We start from the raw sequence: 21257 nt of genomic DNA on the forward strand, positions 1-21257 counted from the left end.
TTGTCCTTTGTCCTTTGTCCTTTGTCATTGGTAAGGATTTCAAGCCAATTTACGTTTCGTAACATAATTTGATTTGTTTACACTGACTTACTTACTCAAATAGATTTTGAATTTCCTGCTTAAGCTCTGTCTTGAGATCTTGACCACCCCTTGGTACAGGAGCGTCGTCAAGAGAGGATAAGCTATCCACAAATTTCAGCAACTCTTTTAATATCGAGCGTGGATAATCTTCCTCGACCGAAACCCTATACTTATCCTGTGCAGGGCCGAGATTCTGCAACCATGTTGTGTGCAATGATAGCCCAAAGTTGAGTTTAGGATGATACAGCTTACATAAGGGTTGTTTGTCATTAAGTTTTTCAGCATCAAAAATCCAAATTTCATCGCGATCTGGAGTAAAAACGGTACACATGATATAACCGTTAGTTGAACTTTCTTCACCGACAGTGCGAGGAATAAACTGGGGCGAAAGTGCTATATGACCTGGAGGAAATTTGTAGGAATCCTCTATCCGCATTGATTCATTTGATGCAGTGTTTAATCGGAATAAACAGGAAGGTTTGCCTTCTTTAGCAAGTTGCAGCACTTCATCCAGAGGCACTTCTCTATAAGGATAGTCCTCATATTGCTCGCGCATAGATTCAGTTGTCAGTTCTTCCCAAAGTCCAAAAGACACCCAGTAAATATTATCTAGTTTTTTGGGAGTCATACCTGACGATGGTAGTCTATCAAGATAAGTGAATAAACCCGTTCCCCAAGTACAATCGCGATCGCTAATAACATGATCGGGATTGACTTTGTTTTCTTCAACTTTCAAGTTATTAACATCTATGACATAACGTCCCATACGGCTGATATCCATCGGACTCTGTTGGGTGCCACTCAAACGAGGCGAAACAGGTTGAGATGTATCATAAGGAGAGCGATCGTTTTTACGCAACCATTCAGCAACATCCCAAGCGCAGATATGGGCAGCATGAAGTGTAATTTTGTTACCAGGATTTTCATAGTCCAGCAAAAAGTGAGATGCTTCGAGCGGGATCACTATCTTTTGTGCCACAACCTTTTCTTTGCCCTCTTGCAAATCGTCGCGGCGAATAATATATATGGTGGAGTCCGGTGACGGCTCAATCCGGAGTAATTTTCTTTCGTCTATTAGGGGAATATCTGGAATATTAGTCAAAATTTGCTCAATTCCAGTCGTAAAGGCTGTATCCATCAGCACGATATAATCTTCAGTTAACCCAATCTGATGCATACTCTGCCTAATTGTGACTGGCGAACCATTGGGGTGAATCAGCTGCCATTTTTTCAATTCACCTGTACCATCCCAACGCATCAGATAGACAAAATCATTATTCCAGAACTTGCCATTTAATACTTGCTCCAGTAATTCACAAATTACTGATAGCCGTTGATGTTTTTCTTGCTCTTGTTGTTTTGCTTTTTCTGCATTTAACTTACGAATAATATCGTTTAAATATTGACTTAGGGTTCTGGCGTAATTGACTGTAAACATCTCGTGTTTGTAGGTATCAAACACAGGATGGGCAGTGCTTAAAATTGGCTTAAAGGGATAATCAGGAAAGTCAATTGCTCCTTCCCATTCATTTAGTTTCCCAATTGGAGTTACTAACTCCAGAGTTTGTGTATCAACTTCGTAGGGACGACCTGCGTCATAAGTAACTAGCAAACGCTCGTGGGATTCCCCAGGAAATTTCATTGGCAAGAAGCCTGTATTTAACTCATTGCGCGAACCAAGTAACCAAGAAAATCTGATCAATCCGTGGTTGCGGAATCGTAATAAGGGTATGTGTTGAGTTTTCTCGTCAACTTTATAGTCTGGTGTTTTAGCGAGCCGTTGCTTCCATCTCACCTCACGAGGTTGATTGAAGTCAAATCGATAAATCATACCGTCGCCATTCAAAAAAGTATTTCCGTCGTTGTAGGGAAGACCTTTTGACTTGACTGTGCCGACTGGTGCAACCAGAAAAACATGACCCTGTAGATCTTTAGGTAGTTTTCCTTCAGCAATCTGCATTGTCTGATCGGGGAGTTCATACCGATTCGCATCCATAATCGATTGCGGGACTTTGGGAGATGCCTGAACCATATATTTATCCTTGAATATGGAAAAATTATCAACTTTGATTGCCTCTCAACGAGCAATTAGAACAATACTTGACATTCGAGGCAAAATAGGAGCTAAGTTATGCTATTCCGCCAAAATTCCTTAGCAAAGCATTTTGGCAGATATCTAAATTTTAAAATTAATTTCAGCACGTGTTAACACATAAAACTCATATAAATCTCATATCTTCTCAAGATATTTAATGAGATTTGCTAGAGCCATCCTATTCAAGATATGAAAAATTGTAGGATGCATTATAAAAACGTATCCTACTGAAGATTTAGTTAAGGATAAATGTAGGTTGGGTTGTAGCTTGCTTCCCGTAGGGTACGAAGTGAAACCTAACAAAGCACCGAAAATGTTGGGTTTCGTCCCTCAACCCAACCTACGCCTTATTCAAGATATGAAAAATTGTAGGATGTGTTTTTATAATGCACCCTACTGAAGATTTAGATGAGAATTTGTATGAGATTTCTATAAAACAATAGCTAGAATAGTAGTTATAGTAGTACAAACTATCATCTACTTATGTGTAAATATCATTATTTAGGATAAAAGCAAGAAGTATTTTAGATGAGATTGTAAATATTAAAAATGCGATTATGAATCAAGATAGTAACCAATTTACCGAAAAAGATAAACTTTTGCAGGAAAGTCCAAAAATCTCCCCCGAACTCTTGAGAAATCATCAAAGCAAAGGCAATTTTTTAGAGATGCTAGAAGTTCTGGGAGCATTTCAATCAGCTCTACCAATCGGAGACCCCAAGCAATATCAGGTTGAAAATATATTGGGTTTCATCGGTAAGTATCAGTTTGGCGAACCTATATTAATTGAGTTGGGATACTACAAAACCAATATTTATTATGGGCATGGATCTGACAAGAATTACTGGCAAGATAAGTGGATGGGAAAGCATGATATTGATAGTAAAGAGAAATTTCTGCAATCCCCAGAGGTTCAAGAAATCGCCATTCGTGAAGCTTTTACTCTCAACTGGAAACTGATTGACAAGACACTGAAAAAACAAGGAAAATCGCTTGAAAGCTACCTCGGTCAGGAAAAGACTTTTGATTATGGAGGGGAGTCAAAAACAATTACTATTACTCTTTCTGGTATTCTCGCAGCTGCACACTTGCGCGGCCCCTATGGAATGGCAAACCTGCTACTCAAAAATCCATCATGCCACGATGAATTTAACATTTCTATTCTCCGCTTTTTAGATGAATACAGTGGTTATGATCTAACTATAGAGGATTTCGCTATTAGTTAAGTGCGATCGCCTATATTAAATATTCTTCCTCACTCAAAATATTAAATTTTACTTTTAAGAGCGATCGCACTTGCTACCAAAGCCCTCAAATATCTTCGCAGCTTTGGTTCTAGCGCAGCATTGTAGATATCTTCTCAGCACGTCTGCAATTTGATAGTTGATTTTCAAAATACTGCTGATATAGCTGGCAACTGAGTGTTGCTTTGTTACCACATAACTCAATTAGCCCCATACTAGATAATTTATAACCTAGAGTTGGTTCTATTTGTACGGCTTCTGCAGCATCCATAACAGTATAAAGCGCTGCTGCTAATTCTGGCTGTTGTTCCAAAACTGACCAATGGCGCTGTAAGTGATGGGAGTAAATTCCCGTAGATGTAGGTGCAAATTGCAGCAGTTGCGCCATACTTACATCTTCACGGCTCAGGTGATAAAGTGCTAGATGTACGAGTGCTGGATGTCCTCCTATTAAAGCCATGAGCTGGTGCGCTTCTTCTACATTCCCATCAAGTCCATAGCGTTGAGCTAACTGCTGCACCTGCTCTAAACTGAATTTGCTTAACTGAATTGGTAGCCCTACATTGAAAGGAGACTGGTTCAGTTGCAGAGGAACATAGACTTCCGTTGAATGCACCACAATTAGGCGTAGCTTTTGCCACGACGGTATCCTTTTGGCTTCTTCGTACCACGAACGCAACATAGGGAAAAAATCTTTCGCTACCTGTGGATGCTCAAAAATTTTGTTCACTTCATCCAATGCTAAAACCACAGGAGAGTTAAGTTGCTCCAGTAAATAATTGCGAAAGTAGAGGGTACAGCTAACTTTGCTGCCGATATCATCATCCCAATAATCGTTGAGTCGAGGCTGTAATTGCAACTGATGAGAAACATTAGCACATAACCAGCGTAAAAATCGATTGAGATCGCTCAAAATTGTGTAATCAATTTGCTCTAGATTTAAGCTCACTGTGCGGTAGCCTTGTGAGTTGGCATAGTCAAGCATCCTCAGCAGCAGTGAAGTTTTACCCCTTTCTCTGGGAGCTTTAATCCGCACCAAGGCTCCTGGTTTTGTAATTTCTGCATAGGCTTGAGCCTCAATGGTGGAGTGCTGAATGTAAAAAGGCGAGTTGAGAGGTACTGAACCACTGGGATAGCTGGGCGATATGTCTTGGGGATCGGTAGGGGAAAAGACGTTTGTTTGTGATGTGCTTTTTACAGCATAAGACTCTAGCAATGCTCGACAGTTTTTTTTAGTCACGCGCCTGCCAATCACCCCAGAAAGGCGTTGCCATAATTCTGGAGCCACAACATTGGTGAAGTAGCCAGGGCTATAACCCTGTTTTTGGGCAATTTGGTTATAGGTTTGATACTGCCATATACCCTGCAGAACCATTACTTCAGTGGTATTGAGCGGGCGATTTTGGCTTTCAACCAGTTTGCTGTTAATAAATTCAAGGAGAGAATCGAGATTCATAGAAGCGACTGACTCGTTTGATTAAATTTGAGATTTGCCAGAATGCGCTAATCTACAAGTTCATGTTCTAACTTTCCAGATAAATGCATCATTTGAATTTTTAATAGTATTTATATAAATCTATACTATTTTCTGCTTCTCAATAAACCTCTACTCGTATTTAAATTGTCTATTATTTGTTCACATATAGTGCAAAGAATTTATATGAGATTTTATATGAGATTTATATCTTGTGCAAAAAATGAAGCCAAGCTAATGTTCTAGTTAAACGAAAAACTGCACCCACAAGGCTTCTGCCGTGAGCGTCAGCCGAACGGGCATGGAGTATGGAGAAAAACCTCCTCCACCCACAAAGGGATGACGTTTCCCGTCGATTTTAATGAACTCAATTAAAAAGTTAGAAGTTTTAATAATTGGTTATAAATCTATCGATTATTCAAGGTTAAAATATCAATTAAACTTTTATTAAAATCCCAATAGTAAACAAGTAAAATATTTCATTAAAATTTAGTAGCGATCGCTTCTTGATGATTATCTCTTGTTACGCATCTATTTTTTCTTGCCGACGATAAATTTCTCCAATGTTAGCGATTATATGAATTATCTGGTTAAATTGCCGCATGGTTTTAGCGTTTATCTGCGGTAACAGGCACTCTCCGCAGTCATAAGATATCGAGCATGGGCTGATTGTGGTTTTTGAGTTGTCGTTGTGAGAGATAATAACTCTACTACATCGGCCCTCTCTCCTCATCCTCTTATTTTGGCTAAGGTATTGTGTTTAATATTTTTTTGAGCTAACGTGGCACTGACCACGATCGCACTGCACCCAAAGTCACTGGCATAAGATTGGCAACGTCAATTGTGAATCGATATACCTTTTTGGCGCGACGGCTATTTTCTGAGTCGAAAAACTTCAGCATCACATCCCAACAATTACTGTTAAGGCGACAAAAGGGGCTTTTTTCAATCTCAATGCTGTCTAGTTCCATACCGCTATTAATGGCTTCAGCAAAGGTGGAGGCAGCTTGGAAGGCGTTTGTAGCCGCAAAATTGAGGGCGCGATCGCGATCAAGGTGTCCTAAGTTGCGGAGGTCATAGTAGATGCGATGCAGGAAACTCTTGAGAGAACGTCGCATTCTCACGTTGTCAGGTTGGCTGGCTCCAGTAGTAACGGTGTTAATGGCTGCTTCCACAAGGGCATTTACTTGCCAACCGTAGATCCCTCTAATATTGGGTAGTGCCAGGACAGGAACAACCTGTCCGGAAAAAAGTTCAACGGTGCGATCTGTCAAATTGCCGGGAATGCTAACGCGTTCAATGTAATCATCGCTCTCTTCGGGCTGAATTTGTCCAGCCAAAAGCATCTGAAATACGTTATATATCTCGCTGGCAAAAGCTTTTTGGGGTTCTAGGGCGTAAATTGGGGTAAGTTCCTGATTCAGCGTCCAGATGAGGGATTTGCCTTCAGAGGGATTCAACTCTAGATGATTAACCATCTGGCGGGCATCGTAGGGATTGGCGGGAATTAAAACGCCATCAATACTGACCGCAGACATCTGTTGCTTGAAGGTGTCGCGGCGGGCTTCACTGCCAAAATCGTAGCCAAGGCTGCCAAGGGCGTAGACTTTTCTGGAGACGGCGCTGGGGGTGACGGTAGAAGGGGCAATGTCTGCAATTGTGGCTGAGGCGGTGACGAATTGAGTAGAGGTAGAACTGTAAATCTCATTGAGCGGTTGGGAGGCATTTATTACCGCAGATTTGGAACTATCTGGAATGGCTGGTAAAATAACTTGTGGAAGGGCAACTGCACTTGCTTGAATGTTGGGTAAAAGCTGCCCAGTTAGTAATTGATAGGCTCCGGGAATATTTAATTTGCCTACTAAACAGCGTTCCGGTTCTGCAATTTCGTTAGGGTCGCACTTAATGGCACTATTAAGCAAAGCAGTACGGACTGCTTCAGCATTGGGTTTTTCGCCTCGTTGTAGTTGCAGACTCATTAGTAATGCAGAAATACCAGTTATTAAGGGGGCAGCTAAACTTGTTCCTTGTTGAAGTGCTGGTTCATCGGTGCCGGGTTGTGCTGCTACTATGTTTTCACCCGGTGCGAGAATGCCCTGTTCCTGATACTGTCCACCCCAATTACTGTAGTTAGCGGGTTGCCCATCGTCTTTCATCATACCCACTGCCAGGACATTTGGTAAAATCGCCGGAGCGCAAAACCATTCGCCCTTATTGTTGCCTGATGGAGCTACGATTAGAATATTATTGTCTTGACATTGTTTGACAGCTTTTTGAATCATTTCATGGGCAAACCCAGTTTGAGTGGGATGACAGGCAGCACAATGGATGATATTTACCCCCAGTTCCAATGCCAGATTAAAGGCACGAGCTAAGTTCAACGGTGAGAGTGCCTCATCGCTCGTTGGGGTTTCAAATAAGGGAATGTTAATAGCTGTGCAGTAAGGAGCGACTCCTTCAACTGGGGAACCGGGTTGCCCAAACATTGTACTAAAGATGCCTGTTGCATGAAAGATACCATTGAGGCGATCGCGCACAGGTTCAGGAATTGAGTCTTCCAGTGCCTCGATCTCTATCTCTAAAGCTTTAATTTCTGCTTTATAGTCAATATCTGCGGGTATTCCTGGTTTGTGTGTTGTTTGCTGTAGCTTCGAGTCTTTTAACTGGTGATATTGTTCTAGCAATAGGGCTTCTGTGTTTTCTAATACAGCATTGAAGATAGTAGTAATAGGAAGGTGTGATCGCGACGGCATTACTTGAGCAACAGGTAACAATAAAGCTGTATCCGTATCCCGCTTCTCGATCTGCTTCAATGCTTTCTTCAAAGCCTTTTTTTTGTCTCCCAACTTCCTAATTAGAAGTTCCCTTTGAATATATATAGGCTCGATTGGCTCTAAATCTGTTTGCCAAAAAGCTTTGGCTTTGCTCAAGTTTGCACCCCGAAAGCAAGCACGATCTAGATCGGCTAGTCCATCTAAAACAGCAATTTTAATCCGAGAATCACCACGAGTCAGAGCTTGCAGGGCAGCAAAACCGGGAATGGTATTGAGTTCAGGCATAGATATTCCTTAAAAAAGATTGTCATTCACCGCTTCAGTGAACCGAGAATAAACTCTCCAACGGAAGACTCTTCGTATTCGTTGAGATTGGCGATTTTGCCGAACAATTCGGAATTCCCTCCACCGATGGCGCTGGGAGCTAATTGCATGGCAGTCGCAACTAAGTAAAATGTCTGAAACAAAACACCAATATGTTTCAAAATCAACCCATAACCGATGCCATAGTACTTCCAGAATAACCGCCCAAATCGAGCTGTCACAATCAGAAGCACTTGGGGAACATCTTGGTGTCCCGTTGATTTCCAAGCATCGAAAACTAACCCTTCAATTTCTGAATTTCCATCTGCGATTGCATACAAGGCATGAGACAACGGCTGGTAGTGATACAATCCTGAATCCAATCCCTGACAGCGATTAATCACAGGATAAATTTCCAACTCGTATAAAGCACCACCAGCAGGGTAAGGACGTTTTGTAAATTCTCCAATGTTCATCATATCCTCCTCATGGGTGTAAACTCCTTTCACCCTGGCACACCGATAGAGAAACTCTCCCAACTGGTTAAGGGTGATAGGTTGATTATCGTACTCACGAATCGATTGTCTGGATTCGATCGCTTGGGTGAGGGAAATATCTGTTTTGGCTAAGGTTTCTAGGTGAGGTTTCTCTAAGAAAATCGCCCCATCGCTCATGGGAGACTTGACAAAATGCGATCGCTCGCTATCCTCGAAGCTCAGTATTTTTGATTTTTGCACATCGTCTAATCGCTGTGAACGGGTTTGCCGATGAAACAGAAGATTGTGAAATTGCCATTCGGCTAACGCTTCACTTTCAGGTTCTAGGGAAATCATCTGAGTCGCAATCAGCAATTGAATCAGCGATCGCACTATTTCTACATCAATTAGCGACTCTGCTAAATTTTCTAAAGTGAATGACGAATCAGACTGAGCCAGTTTCCCAATTACAGCAGCAGCACGCCAATCTAGGAGAATAATTTTGGCTTTAGATAAGGGAGATTCTAAAACGAATTGTTGATTTTCTTGACGTAAAAAGGCAAAGCGAGATAGATTCAAAGGCTGTTCACTATCAAAAACAGAAGAAACCAATTGATAATCAGTAGCGATCGCAACGGCGATCGCTAACGGTAAAACAGAATGACAAATCCAGCCCAGGTTAATCAGCTTTTGTAACTCAGCTTCAAAGTTTAAACCGGCTTCCACACCATCAGCTTCTACAACCAAAGCAGTTAGCTGGGCTGCGGTTAGGGCAGAATGCTTTAGGTGTTCCAATGCTGATCGCAATCCTGGTTGGGGACGATCGAGAGTGAGGCTGTGAGGAGCGAATTCCAGGATCAAGCGATCGCTTTCATTAATCAAGACAATTTCGGGACGGAAGGAGAGGGTAAAGGTATCGGACATACTAAAACACCATTGGCATAGGATTCATCTGCTCTTCAGCCAAGGGAGCCGATAGCCAACCGAGTTTTACAGGCACATCATACAACCTTCCAGCCCCAAAACGTGACCAAAAGTGACGTAAACCTGGTACAACAACCTTAACCACAGGTAAGCCAATATCGGGACGAGTCTGGTTAAGTACCAGCATTTCCAGCCCTACTTTGCTCACAATCTCCACACAGTTCAAGACATCTTGATGGATATCGTCGCTCCACTGTTGGGTATAATCAGCGGCTTGTTTGGCAGGAGCTTGAGAAGGTGCTAAATAGGGTTGGTTGGTGATGGATGCGTGAGTAAACCAGTAATTCAATGCCGAGTCTGCATTGGTTGGGGGATACTTCTCTGGTAGGTGACCCCCCATTTGATTCACCTCCGTCACTGCTCGTAAGATGGCAATTTTGGCATCGAAATGTGCGCCATAACCCGCAATGATGTATTCCTGTTCTCCACCGATATAACGAGAAACGGCAGCAAATGCGGGAATATTCAAATCTGTAGTTAAATCTAAAACCCACAATTCTCGCTGCTGAGTGGCATACCAGGCTTGCAAATCCAGTAAATAAGGTTCGTTGAAACTGGCTAAATCTACACTAGGACGCTGTAGACGGTTGTACCACCAAATTGCCACACTATCGCGCTCTACAAGTTCCAAAAATCCTTGTAAAATCGCATCCTCCAAGGTTCCACCAGCCGCATTACCATTGGAATCGGCAAAACAGAAGCGATTTTCTTTAGGCAGCTCGTAATTGTAATAACAGAAGGCAGTGGGGAGATATTTGTGGGTTTGCTCGGTCATTGACCAAACAGGTGTCCAGTCAATTATTTGGGTTTCACCAAAGGGTTGGGGAATCCAATCGTGATCGACGATCGCATTTTGATTCAATTCCTGCCGATTTTGATACTGAGTTTCGCTAAACAGCAAACACTGTGCTGGATGAATGGCACCGTCCAAATCTGCTAACTTAGACTTGATTCGCGGTTCGTCACCCTGGTAAATACCAGAATAGCGTTCAACCGCCTCACAAAATCCACTGGCTTGAGATTGGCGATCGGTTTTACCTTTACCACCACTTTTATGACCAAGGGATTTCCGCAATTGACCCAAACTAGAAGCGGAACCAAAAGCATGAACCGCGCTGTAAGTATGGACAAAGGGGTTTTCTGGATCGGAAGCTCGCGTTAAGCTACTGACAACTCCAGTAATCGGGCTAATTAGATGTTCGTAACGTTTTAAGATTTGATCTGGTGTAAAAGCGCGATGTCCGCCATCCTGAGTAAACAGCTTTTTGCGACTGGTGAGCGCGATCGCACCTTTGACTTGTTGACTAACTAAATCGGGATTACCACAAGCAGGACATTGGGGGCGCTGAGTTAGGGAATGGGTTTTCAGGGTAAAATTCGTTTGATCGAAAGTGATGATTTTCCCAGCTAGAGTCTGAATTTTCGCCTCTGGGACAAGCTGCTGCACCAACCATTTAGCAACTTCGGTAGTTGTAAGTGCGATCGCAGTTTGCTCCGTCGAAGGCAACCCAGCTACAGCAGTCGGTAAACATGCATTTCCCGTCTTCCCTTGTTGTTGTAAAATCGAAGCTTCCACCTCTCGATTACCCTGTAACCGATGAGCCAAACATTCCCAGCAACCTGTTTCTTTGGGAGTAAAAATAGAACCGAACCACGGTATCCCGCAGTTTGGTTTAATGAGTAGCCAAGGTTGCTGAGTTTGTAATGCCATTTTATTGATCCGGCTCAGTTCTGGCTGAAGATAGTCATCAGTGAGAACTACCCACAGGGAATGAACCCCCGATGTTGACTCCTCTGGCTGTCCTGGCTCTACGGGAATTCCTACTGCTTGCAACGCTGCAATCAAATTTTGCCCGTCTACTGCACCAATAGTTGAGACAAAGACTTTTGTTTGGGGTAAGCGATCGCTTACGAGTTGCGGATCAACATTCAACAGACTCCAAAATGCTGCCGCTTCACGAGTTAGGCTGTGAGCAGCATCGGTCAAATAGCCTTTTTCATCCAGGCGATCGAGGACATAATCAAAGTGTTCAGGAGGAACTTGCCCATCGAGTTTTTGAATTATTTCTGCTCTGGTGTGTTGCCCATCCAGAAGGGGAAGAATTTGGCAATAAAGGCTACCTGTCAGCGCGTAAGTGGCAGATTCGCTGAGTAAATAGACATTTTTGGGTTCAACAATCTCCACGCGGAAGTGGGGTTTAATCTGGGGAATTTTCATGACACTTTATAAAGTAAGGTTGGACATCTAAAATAAAGAAGCTTTAACGAGCAATGCGATCGCTATGCCCAAATTCGCCCCCGCCGAAACGGGACATCTGCCTGTATTGTTTGTTGTTTTGCTATTTCCTTATACCAGTAGGCGTAATCTTCTAATCCGGTTGATCTCGTTAACCGTTCCTGAGCATTGAGATTGACTTTGATGGGAATCTCGGACTCTTCCCAAGCAGCATTGCCCAGAACAGTTCCCATTGCCCGATTGGTCGTTTTATCGCCGATCGCGGTGCCAAACCCTTCAGTTAATGTCCAGCAGCGCACTAACCCCAGTTCCCGCCCAGTGAGGAAGTAGGTCATATTTGCCTGAATTTCGGCTTGCGATCGCGCGAATCGCCATACCCGCACTTCCAGGAATTTGCCATGAAAGCCGGAGTCTGGCACCTCTGGATATCCTCCTAAATAGGTATTGCCAAATGACACAACTGGAGAAATTGCCGTTTTATTGTCGTTTTCTACGCTGTTAATGTAGAGCTTCGTATCGCCGGGACGACTTCCCCCCCGTGCCACTGCAAGATGATACCAATTACCAGCCACCAAACCCGCAGCAACTGAGGAAATAGCCTCTGCGGCTAGGATAGGCTGAAACTTCAATTCGCCAGCTTCTAGGTAAAACCGCGTCTCTCCATCAGCAAAAATCACCTGTTTTCCCACATCCGTCGCAGGACACACCCAAGCTTCGATGGTGAACCGTCCTTGTGGTCGCAATGCTCCGCTACCTACAGCAATTCCCTGAGAATTGGCATCGAAAACCAGCACCTTCAGGCGACTCTCAAGGTGTATGCTCTGTTCTTTTTCGGATGACTTAGACATAGTTGCAACAGTTTCGATTGAGTTTGTTTATGGTCAATGGAATTACAGAAACGCCCCAGCGATGGGGTGACAGCAACCACAGCCACCGGAGGTTTTGAGTTGGTTATAGCTGCGGTATTGAAACCCTGCAGGGTCGTTATAGTTTGCACCATGCAGTAATTTAATCCGAATATTAACCAAATCTTCGACGCTGCCGTGAACCACACTAACAGTCTCGTGGGGCTGAATTAAATCGGGACGTTTGACGGGAAGAGATTGTTTAGGAAGTTTCATAGTTTGGTTCCTTTTGATGATCCAAAACGTTGTGTAGGTAAGCCAGCTAGAAAGTCTAATTGGGGAAATAAACTTCTAGCTGGTTTAGATATCAAAGGGGGCAAGAGAAGGGTAAAACCTCCCCTCGTAACCACCTCTCCTGCTTCCCCTAATCCCTCATCTTTCCCTCAACCCGACAGGTACCAGGTGAGGGCGATCGCGGATAAATTCATCCGAGCAAACCAGGTTCCTGGAAGGACGGAAAGGGAACTTTGAGAGAAATTAGCGAGAACCTATTCTGCGTCGTCTCCCTCATAAGAACAGAAAATCCAACAGTTCCATTCCTTGCTAGACGCTAGTACTGATGCGCTATTGTCGCCATGCAGTTTCAGAGTTTCTTCCGACAACTCAGCCAACTGTGCAGGCAATTGCCCAGTAGTAATGCGGTTGACGGGTTGTGCTGCTTGAGGCATTAAGTTTTGCTTATCCATGAGAGTTTTTCTCCATTTTTGTTGTTTGTTAGTGTCCCGTTGTCGAGCCGTGGCTCAGTCGGTGGGTCTGACCGCTTCTTTTGTGTAAAAATTGCACTTGTATATCTAGGAGGGCGATTACCTACGGTAGGTAAAGCGTGAACGCAACTTCCCTAATCAATCATCTTCCTCAACCCAACAGGTGCCAGGTAAGGGAAAACCCCAGGTGAGGGCGAGCGCGGATCAATTCATCCGAGCAAGTCAGGCTCCAGGACGGACGGAAAGAGAACTTTGAGAGAGATCTGAGAACCGAATGGAGTGGGAACCTATCCTGCATCGTCTCCGTTATCTGATACAGGTTCGCGTACAGCCGAAACAGTCACCCGCCATGCATGGCGGTACACAATCACCACATGCACACACTTCTACTTTAGATGCTAGTACTGATGCGCTGTCGTCGCCATGCAGTTGCAGAACTTCTTCCGACAATTCAGCCAACTCAGCAGGCAATTTCCCAGTAGTGATCCTGTTGACGGGTTGTGCCGCTTGGGGCATTAAGTTGTGCTTATCCATGAGAGGGTTTCTCCAATTTAAGTGTTTGTGAGTGTCCCGTTATCGAGCCGTTGCTCAGTCGGTGGGTCTGACCACTTCGTGTGTATGAAAGAAGACTGTATGCTCAGTACTTCAATTTAATGCGCCGAAGACCAAGTTCTCACGTCACCTAGCGTCACTGGAATCAGGTCGCTCACGTCAATGGTGAAGCGGAATATCTTTTTGGCACGACGGCTGTTTTCTGGGTCAAAGAACTTCAGTTTTACATCCCAACAATCGCTATCCAAGCGACAGAAGGGGCTTTTCTCGATATCAATGCTGTCGAGTTCCATCCCTGTTGCTACCGCTTCGGCAAAGGTGGAAGCCGCCTGAAACGCATTCGTTGCCGCAAAGTTGTGTCACTGTAAGCAAAAGTTTGCCGTTTTTGAAACCATAACCTTGCCGCAGACATAGCCCAAAAGTAGATTATTACGTTTAGTAGCCAAATAGAAAAAGTTGAGTTTTGAAATGATAAGCTTGCCGAAAGTATAAAAATCAAGCATAAACCTGCCGAAAGTTACGGTATTTCCTATGCTCAGCGACCGAGAGTTTGAAGACTGGTGTCGCCGCCTTTGTTTACCAGAGACGACAAAAGAGCTAGTGCAAAAAATCCGGAATTCAGAACCTGTGAGGAAGGTAGGTGGCGGAGCGAAAAATGTTTGCGGCAGTTATCCAAGTCGCAAAATGGGGAAAACGATTCAGTTTGAATCTCATAAAGTAGAACTGCTGACGATCGTAGAGTACGAAAATGATGAAGATGTATTAGAGTACTATGACCAGCCAATTCGTCTAAGTTTATCTTTTCATTCCCTGAGCGGACGTTGTGTGGTGACATCTCATACTCCGGATTTTTGGGTAATGAGGCGTAATAGTGCGGGATTTGAAGAATGGAAAGCTAGTGAGCGGCTCAAAATACTAGCCAGAAAACAACCTACACGCTATCAGCAAAGCGAAGAAGGTCGTTGGCACGCGCCACCAGCAGAAATGAAAGTTCAAGCAATGGGACTGTACTATTATTTACGTACAGATCTTGAAATCAACTGGATTGCTTACCAGAACTATCAGTTTCTTCAAGGTTATTTCAACCAAGAAAATACAGTTAAAAAAAGAGGTAAGAAAAACAGTTGTTGAGTGTATTAATGCCAATCCTGGAGTAACCCTCAAAGAACTACTAGAATCAACAAATACCGATTGGGCAGATGATATCTATGCCTTGATTGGAACAAAGCAAATATATGTAGACCTGAAAGCAGTAGCTTTGAATGAGCCAGAAAAAGTTCATCTTTTCAGTAGCCAAGAAATGGCATCAACTTATGATCTAATCATTGCTCAAAAGACTTCTGCTCGTATCGCCAGTGGACAACGAATTGATGTGGCAATTGGTTCAACGCTGGTTTGGGATGGTAAAAGTTGGTGTGTAATTCAAATCGGAGACACAAAGATTGCGCTTCAAAGCGAAAATGAACTGATTGGGTTAACTCATGCAAACTTTGATGCACTAATTGCACAAAAAGAAATCATTCATATTCAACCATTATCTGCAAAAACAACAGACATTTGGGAACAGATCAAATGCGCTAGTTCTGAGGATTTAGCAGTAGCTAATTACCGCTATAAAGTTATTGAACCATATTTACATGGCAGTCCGCCAATTAATAGTTCTGTACCTGAGCGGACAGTTCGTAGCTGGAAATCCAAATATCATCAGGCTCTGAATAATTATGGCTGGGGCTATATTGGCTTACTACCCAATCGTGGCAAGAAAGGGAACAGGGTAGATCGCTTTTCACCCGATACTTGGGAGTTTATTGACCAAATTATTGAACAGCACTATGAGAACCTCAAACAGCGAGGAAAACTAGCAACTTACGGTATTCTGGTTAGAGAATGGGAAAAAGCTGGAAAAACAGACCCTTGCCCTAGCCGGATCACTTTCTGTAAACGCATTAATCAACGAGAGAAAGTAGGACAAACTCGCCATAGGCAAGGGTCAAGAGCCGCTTACCAAAAGAGTCCTTTTTATCACGAATTAACGCTCTCCACCCCTATTCACGGGAGTCGGCCATTTGAAATCTGCCACATTGATCATACAGAATTAGATATCGAGTTAGTTTGTTCGCGCACTGGGCGCCCTTTAGGCCGACCTTGGGCAACTATTCTCATTGATGCTTTCTCACGTCGTATTTTCGCAATCTATTTAACATTTGACCCGCCATCGTATCGTTCCTGCATGATGGTATTGCGAATTTGTGTGCAGAGATTTGGCCGCTTTCCAGAAACATTAGTAATGGATAATGGTGTAGAGTTTGGCAGTATTTACTTTGAAACACTTCTAGCTGCCTTTAGTTGCACAAAAAAACAAAGACCATCTGCTAGTCCTAGATTTGGTTCACTCATTGAAAGATTTTTCGGCACAAGTAACACAGAATTTTTTTACAACCTTAAAGGCAATACTCAAATTACTAAACAAGTACGCTTGGTAAATAAAACAAATAACCCAAAAGTACAAGCTGTCTGGACATTGCCAGAATTATATGAATATTTTTGTAAATATGCTTATGTAATTTATGACAGTAGAGAGCATCCGGCACTGGGAATGTCTCCCAATGCTGCATTTACAAAAGGTGTGAATCAGAGTGGGATGCGCTATGGACAAAAAATTTTAGATGATGAAAACTTTAAAATTTTTACTTTGCCCTCAACTGCAAAGGGAAGTGCAAAAGTAATACCAAGACTCGGGATAAAAATTAATTATATCTATTATTGGTCAATTGATGATTCATTTCTTAACCCTGAAGTTGAAAGTACTCAAGTACAAGTTAGATATGATCCATTTGATGTAGGAACTGCTTATGCGTATGTCAAAGGTAATTGGGTACGCTGTATATCTGAATATTATTCATCCTTACAAGGTCATTCTGAAAAAGAAATTCGACTGATAAGTATTGAATTACGACAGCAAAAAAATCAGTATAATCAAAAAATAGCAATTAGAGCTAAAGAACTTGCACAGTATTTAGAATCAGCAGAAGCTCAAGAAGTTTTACAGACACAAAGACTTCATGATTTAGCTGCAACTGATTTGCGAGACTTAATATATAAAAATGGTAGGAAACAAACATCCTCTACTCTTACTCAGTGTCCAGTTGATAGTGATGAAGCTATTAGTACAGAAGAAGTATCACAAACACATCAATTAAATACTTCAGCAATAGAATTAGGAAAAATTCAAGCTTACTCTCAAGAGGAGTTATGGCAGTAAAACATAACCGTCCATTTCCACAAGAACTCCTGAAACAATCATTAACCGAACGGTTGAACTATTTTCAAGGAATTACAATTGGACACTTACGATTAAAACAAGCTTTAGAGACTTTATTGCTCAACCTTCAACAACCAACAGATATTTGTGTTTTCTTTGTTGTTGGCCCAGCAGGAGTAGGTAAGACCACTTTACGACTAAGGGCTGAAAAACTGTTGATGGAAGGTGCATTAGCATCTATGAAAAATCATATTTATCAAATTCCAGTTGCAGGTATTGAGGCAATTGCTAATGAAGGAGGAAAATTTAATTATAAAGATTACTACCTCCGCGTTTTAGAATGTTTAGAAAAAATTTCTTTTGATTCAATTGCTACAAATAGTTCATTAAATTATCAAAATTATTCAGGGTTTCTTTCTACTACATACTTTGCTTCTAAAAGTTCCGATACGGTGCGTCGTGCTTTAGAAAAATCTATGCGGCACCATAAATTAACAGCATTGATGATAGACGAAGCCCAACATTTGCTGATGGTTGCTGGGGGAAAGCAAATGTTACATCAGATGAATTGGATAAAATCTCTTGCCAACATCACTGGTGTTGTACATATTTTATTTGGTACTTATGATTTACTTAACTGTTGTCACCTCAGTGGTCAAGTTAGCCGACGCAGCGATGATATACATTTACCTCGTTACTCAACAGATAACAAAGAAGATATAGCTGAGTTTATGCGGATTATCAGAACATTTCAGGCGCATTTACCTTTGCTTGAAGAGCCCTGCTTGGTAGAACAATATGAATATCTGTTGGATTATTCATCTGGTAGTGTTGGTCTTCTTAAAACTTGGTTAACAAAAGCTTTACGAAATGCTTTGGCAGAGAATGCAACAACCCTCAACATAAAGTATATTCAACAAAATGAATACTCAAAAGCACGGCGGCAGCAAATAGAACAGGAAGCACAAGCTGGAGAGAAGCGATGGCGCAACGATGTTGCTCCCGTAGCACTTAGTTTGACCAATGAAGATGTGAAGCAACCATCTCAAGCGAAAGGTCGTGTGGGAAAACGTCAGGCTAAAAGAGATACCGTAGGAATTAATCTTGATGTCAGTTAATTATTATACCGAAGATGAGTTTTGGGCTCTAGAAAAACCAACAATTCCAGAACGCTCTCAATTATTCCCACTCGAACCAATCGGTGTCGGTACGCTCTATGTCGAAAGCTTGAGTGGATATATTGCTCGCCTTGCCGACTGTCACACGATAACTACCGGAGAACTAGTTTTATCAAAAGTTATTCCATTGATGAGGCATAAAAGAAGCAGTGTTAGTTCTATAAACATCATTAATCATTTATTTAGAGATCAAGATTTTTTCACCTCTACCAACGAAAAAAGAATTGACATTGCTACCACTCTAATTCAAGCTCTAAAAGAATTGACCTGGCGTCAAGATTTATCTTGTTTATGGCCATTAAAATGGGCCAGCATTTTTTTCGAGTTTAGCATTTTGCGTTTGCATCAAGCTTGGTGTCCCGTATGTTATGACCACTGGTTTGTCAACAATCGAGTCATCTACAATCCACTGTTATGGTTAGTTAACACAATTGAGGAATGCCCTGAGCATGACCATCAGCCCTTGATTGAGGAATGCCCTCACTGTCACGAAAAATTTCCACCATTATCCAGGTATTCTCGTCCAGGGTATTGCTCAATCTGTCATCTGTGGTTAGGTAGCCAGAAACTCAACCAACTAGCCAATGAACAAACTCACAGCGTTGATTTTTGGCGACAGCTTTTGATTACTCCTATGCACTCTCATCAAAGCAACAAGCTTGTCTGGCAGTGTATGTGGTTTGATGATGTCGATGATTTGGCTGCCAATACGCCCTCTGATTTCCTGCCACCCATAAATGAGAACTAATTTTCCATCCTTACCTGCTCCGGGGTTTGAAACCATAAACCTGCCGCTCCGGCAAACTTATGGTTACAGTCACAAGTTGAGTGCCCGATCTTGAGAGGTGGTACCAAGATTCCGTAAGTCGTAGTAAATCCGGTTAAGGAAATTGCTCAACGTGCGCCGAATTGACTCTTCTTGGGCATCTCCCACGGTGGTTTGCACCGTTTCTATGGCAGCAGATACTAAAGTATTAATCTTCCATCCATACATCCCCCGTGGGTTCTGGGGTGCAATCAACGGCACAATTTGCCCGGAAAATAGCTTCACAGTTTTTCCGGTCAAAACGCCAGGGATACTCACCCGCTCTACAAATTCCTCGCTGGTTTCGGCTTGAATTTGCCCAGCTAATAGCTCTTGCAAAACTGCGTAGGTGTCTCGCGCAAATGCTCCTTGGGGTTCGATCGCATAAATTGGGGTTAATTCAATGTTCAATGTCCAAATTAGCGACCTGGATTCTGAAGGACTTGCTGCTAAGTAATCCACCATTTGCCGTGAATCATAAGGGTTCGCTGGCACGGCAATATCACCAATACTATTGGCAGGCATCAATTGTTTAAAAGAATCTCGCCTTGCTTCCGACCCAAAGTCATAGCCAAGGGTTCCTAAAGCATATACAAATTGACTGTCAGCCAGTTCGCTGGGAGCTTGGCTAGCGGTGACAAAGTTCGATACAGATGAGGTCATAGGAGATATTGATGGGGTTATAGATTGGGGAATTGAGGCAGCGATTGAATTTGCAGTTAATCCATTAACAGGAGATAAATCGGATGCTTCCACCTCAGTGAGTTTGATTCCAGTACAGCCGCAACCAGAGGGAGCAACGGCTTCTATAGGGTCTGACACAGTTCCTCCAAAAAGATAATTAAGTGAACCAGGGATATTCAGCTTGCCAACTAAACAACGACTTGCGTCTGTTGTATCAGCAGGTGTACAGGGTAAAGCACTCTTTAAGATTGCGTCCCTAACTTTTTGCGGATTGGGGGTTTCACCGCGCTGAATTTGTAAACTTAATAACAGTGCTGCCACTCCCGTGGTGATTGGTGTGGCAAAACTTGTACCACTCAACCGAGTTGTCCCACCTCCTGGCTTTGCCCCCAAGATGTTTTCACCCGGTGCCAGGATGCCTTGATTCTGGTAACTCTCGCCCCAATTACTGAAGTTAATGGGCTTACCCTGGTCATCCATTGCTCCAACCGCTAACACCGCAGGCAGGGCTGCTGGAACGTGTAAACAAGCACAGCCATCATTGCCTGCTGCTGCCACAATCAGCACATTCTTTTCCTGGCAAAGCTGAACAGAGCGTTGTAACCACCCTTCCGCTTCGCCTTCATCGGTGAGTTGTCCACCGCTAATGTTGATGATATGCGCTCCAGCGTTGACAGCTTGCTCGATCGCACGGGCTAAATCGAGTTGAGACAACTGCCGTCCTTCATCTGCAAACACTGGAACAATCAAGCCTTTGCATTGAGGGGCAATTCCCCTAACAGGACTACCCAACTGACCAAAGATGATGCTGGCGACATGAGTGCCATGCAGAGACATCTCACCGTCAGGATTCGCCTCCCCACTAACCAGCGTCGGTAGCACAGTCAAGTCTGCACCCAGGAAACAGGGATGTTTTAAATCAATCAGTCCGTCGAGTACAGCAATGCAAATTTGGGGGCTACCGGAAGTCTTTGCCCATAGTTGCTCAAGAGCTAAAAGATTCATTGAGAATAGCCCTTATCCCTTATTTGAGTGGTTCACAAATTTAATTAGTTCACAAAATTATTGGGGCTCATGCGATATTGTTAGATCGGGCTTTAATTCTCAGTTATACAGCTAGATTCTCAATACCAGCAGCTATTTCACTGCGATCGCACTATTAAATCGGTGATTTCTACCCCTAATTTTTAGCACTTAACACATTTTTTTCGTTTAGGCTGTCTAGGGGAGCCAGTCACGTGCGGTGAGATCAGCGCTGCAGGAGGATTTCCAACGCCACTTGCTTCAAGTTGGGAAACCCGCCCAACGCAGTGGCTCCTCTGTAGGCGACTGGCGATCGCGTAGCTTGAAGAGAACTGCAACGAGATGCGATCGCCTGCTATTTCAAATAGACAACCATCACTGGTGATATGGAGCGATCGCTCCATATCTGCGTTGATTTGATTAAGCTGTTACGCATTTAAATTGTATATTTCGCACTCAGGTTGTCAAAAGTCCAGA

The 21257-nt window shown here is 42.9% G+C and carries 15 protein-coding genes and 2 pseudogenes; 6 read left to right on the top strand and 11 right to left on the bottom strand.

Features of this window, described 5'->3' with window-relative positions:
- Positions 1-91 precede the first annotated feature (91 nt).
- The gene (locus HG267_RS25965; protein WP_045874924.1) at positions 92-2113 is read right to left on the bottom strand and encodes a carotenoid oxygenase family protein; all 2022 of its coding nucleotides are present in this window, start codon (positions 2111-2113) and stop codon (positions 92-94) included.
- A 620-nt stretch (positions 2114-2733) separates the two neighbouring features.
- Here HG267_RS25965 and HG267_RS25970 point away from each other — a divergent pair.
- A complete protein-coding gene (locus HG267_RS25970; protein WP_045874923.1) occupies positions 2734-3402 on the top strand; it encodes a hypothetical protein in 669 nt (222 codons plus the stop codon).
- A 109-nt stretch (positions 3403-3511) separates the two neighbouring features.
- On the opposite strand, the gene HG267_RS25975 is transcribed toward HG267_RS25970, so the two are convergent.
- The 9 genes and pseudogenes from HG267_RS25975 to HG267_RS26015 all read right to left on the bottom strand — a co-directional run.
- Positions 3512-4876, bottom strand: coding sequence for an AAA-like domain-containing protein (locus HG267_RS25975; RefSeq protein WP_045874922.1), 1365 nt, complete (start codon positions 4874-4876; stop codon positions 3512-3514).
- Positions 4877-5670: 794 nt separating this feature from the next.
- A complete protein-coding gene (locus HG267_RS25980; protein WP_045874921.1) occupies positions 5671-7953 on the bottom strand; it encodes a S8 family peptidase in 2283 nt (760 codons plus the stop codon).
- 26 nt (positions 7954-7979) lie between these two features.
- Positions 7980-9371: a SagB family peptide dehydrogenase gene (locus HG267_RS25985; RefSeq protein WP_045874920.1), complete on the bottom strand. Its 1392-nt coding sequence runs from the start codon at positions 9369-9371 to the stop codon at positions 7980-7982.
- A gap of 1 nt (position 9372) precedes the next feature.
- Positions 9373-11649 (bottom strand): TOMM precursor leader peptide-binding protein, encoded by a 2277-nt coding sequence (locus tag HG267_RS25990; RefSeq protein WP_045874919.1) that lies wholly within the window; start codon positions 11647-11649, stop codon positions 9373-9375.
- 62 nt (positions 11650-11711) lie between these two features.
- Positions 11712-12515: a LamG-like jellyroll fold domain-containing protein gene (locus tag HG267_RS25995; protein ID WP_045874918.1), complete on the bottom strand. Its 804-nt coding sequence runs from the start codon at positions 12513-12515 to the stop codon at positions 11712-11714.
- Positions 12516-12557: 42 nt separating this feature from the next.
- On the bottom strand, positions 12558-12788 hold the full coding sequence (locus HG267_RS26000; RefSeq protein WP_045874917.1) for a cyanobactin biosynthesis system PatB/AcyB/McaB family protein: 231 nt from the start codon (positions 12786-12788) through the stop codon (positions 12558-12560).
- A 272-nt stretch (positions 12789-13060) separates the two neighbouring features.
- Entirely contained in the window at positions 13061-13258 is a 198-nt protein-coding gene (locus tag HG267_RS26005; protein ID WP_045874915.1) for a DUF5837 family cyanobactin class RiPP, read from the bottom strand.
- Positions 13259-13699: 441 nt separating this feature from the next.
- Positions 13700-13810 (bottom strand): annotated as a pseudogene (locus HG267_RS41990) (DUF5837 family cyanobactin class RiPP); the annotation flags it as partial.
- Positions 13811-13926: 116 nt separating this feature from the next.
- A pseudogene (locus HG267_RS26015) lies at positions 13927-14184 on the bottom strand (peptidase S8); the annotation flags it as partial.
- Positions 14185-14359: 175 nt separating this feature from the next.
- On the opposite strand from HG267_RS26015, the gene HG267_RS26020 reads away from it, so the two are divergent.
- The 4 genes from HG267_RS26020 to HG267_RS26035 are packed head-to-tail and all read left to right on the top strand — an operon-like array spanning position 14360 to position 19016.
- Positions 14360-14959 (top strand): Tn7 transposase TnsA N-terminal domain-containing protein, encoded by a 600-nt coding sequence (locus HG267_RS26020; protein ID WP_263419976.1) that lies wholly within the window; start codon positions 14360-14362, stop codon positions 14957-14959.
- Positions 14874-17090: a Mu transposase C-terminal domain-containing protein gene (locus HG267_RS26025; protein ID WP_263419977.1), complete on the top strand. Its 2217-nt coding sequence runs from the start codon at positions 14874-14876 to the stop codon at positions 17088-17090. The genes HG267_RS26020 and HG267_RS26025 overlap by 86 nt, the downstream gene beginning before the upstream one ends.
- Positions 17081-18208, top strand: a complete 1128-nt coding sequence (locus HG267_RS26030) for an AAA family ATPase (protein ID WP_045871116.1) — start codon at positions 17081-17083, stop codon at positions 18206-18208. The genes HG267_RS26025 and HG267_RS26030 overlap by 10 nt, the downstream gene beginning before the upstream one ends.
- Positions 18198-19016: a TniQ family protein gene (locus HG267_RS26035; RefSeq protein ID WP_052335223.1), complete on the top strand. Its 819-nt coding sequence runs from the start codon at positions 18198-18200 to the stop codon at positions 19014-19016. The genes HG267_RS26030 and HG267_RS26035 overlap by 11 nt, the downstream gene beginning before the upstream one ends.
- 69 nt (positions 19017-19085) lie before the next feature.
- On the opposite strand, the gene HG267_RS26040 is transcribed toward HG267_RS26035, so the two are convergent.
- On the bottom strand, positions 19086-20762 hold the full coding sequence (locus HG267_RS26040) for a PatA/PatG family cyanobactin maturation protease (RefSeq protein WP_235623089.1): 1677 nt from the start codon (positions 20760-20762) through the stop codon (positions 19086-19088).
- Between the two features lie 238 nt (positions 20763-21000).
- On the opposite strand from HG267_RS26040, the gene HG267_RS26045 reads away from it, so the two are divergent.
- Positions 21001-21165, top strand: coding sequence for a hypothetical protein (locus HG267_RS26045; RefSeq protein WP_155539431.1), 165 nt, complete (start codon positions 21001-21003; stop codon positions 21163-21165).
- The last annotated feature ends 92 nt before the right edge of the window (positions 21166-21257 follow it).

Source organism: Tolypothrix sp. PCC 7601 (genome assembly GCF_025677855.1).
GTDB classification, from domain to species: domain Bacteria; phylum Cyanobacteriota; class Cyanobacteriia; order Cyanobacteriales; family Nostocaceae; genus Aulosira; species Aulosira diplosiphon.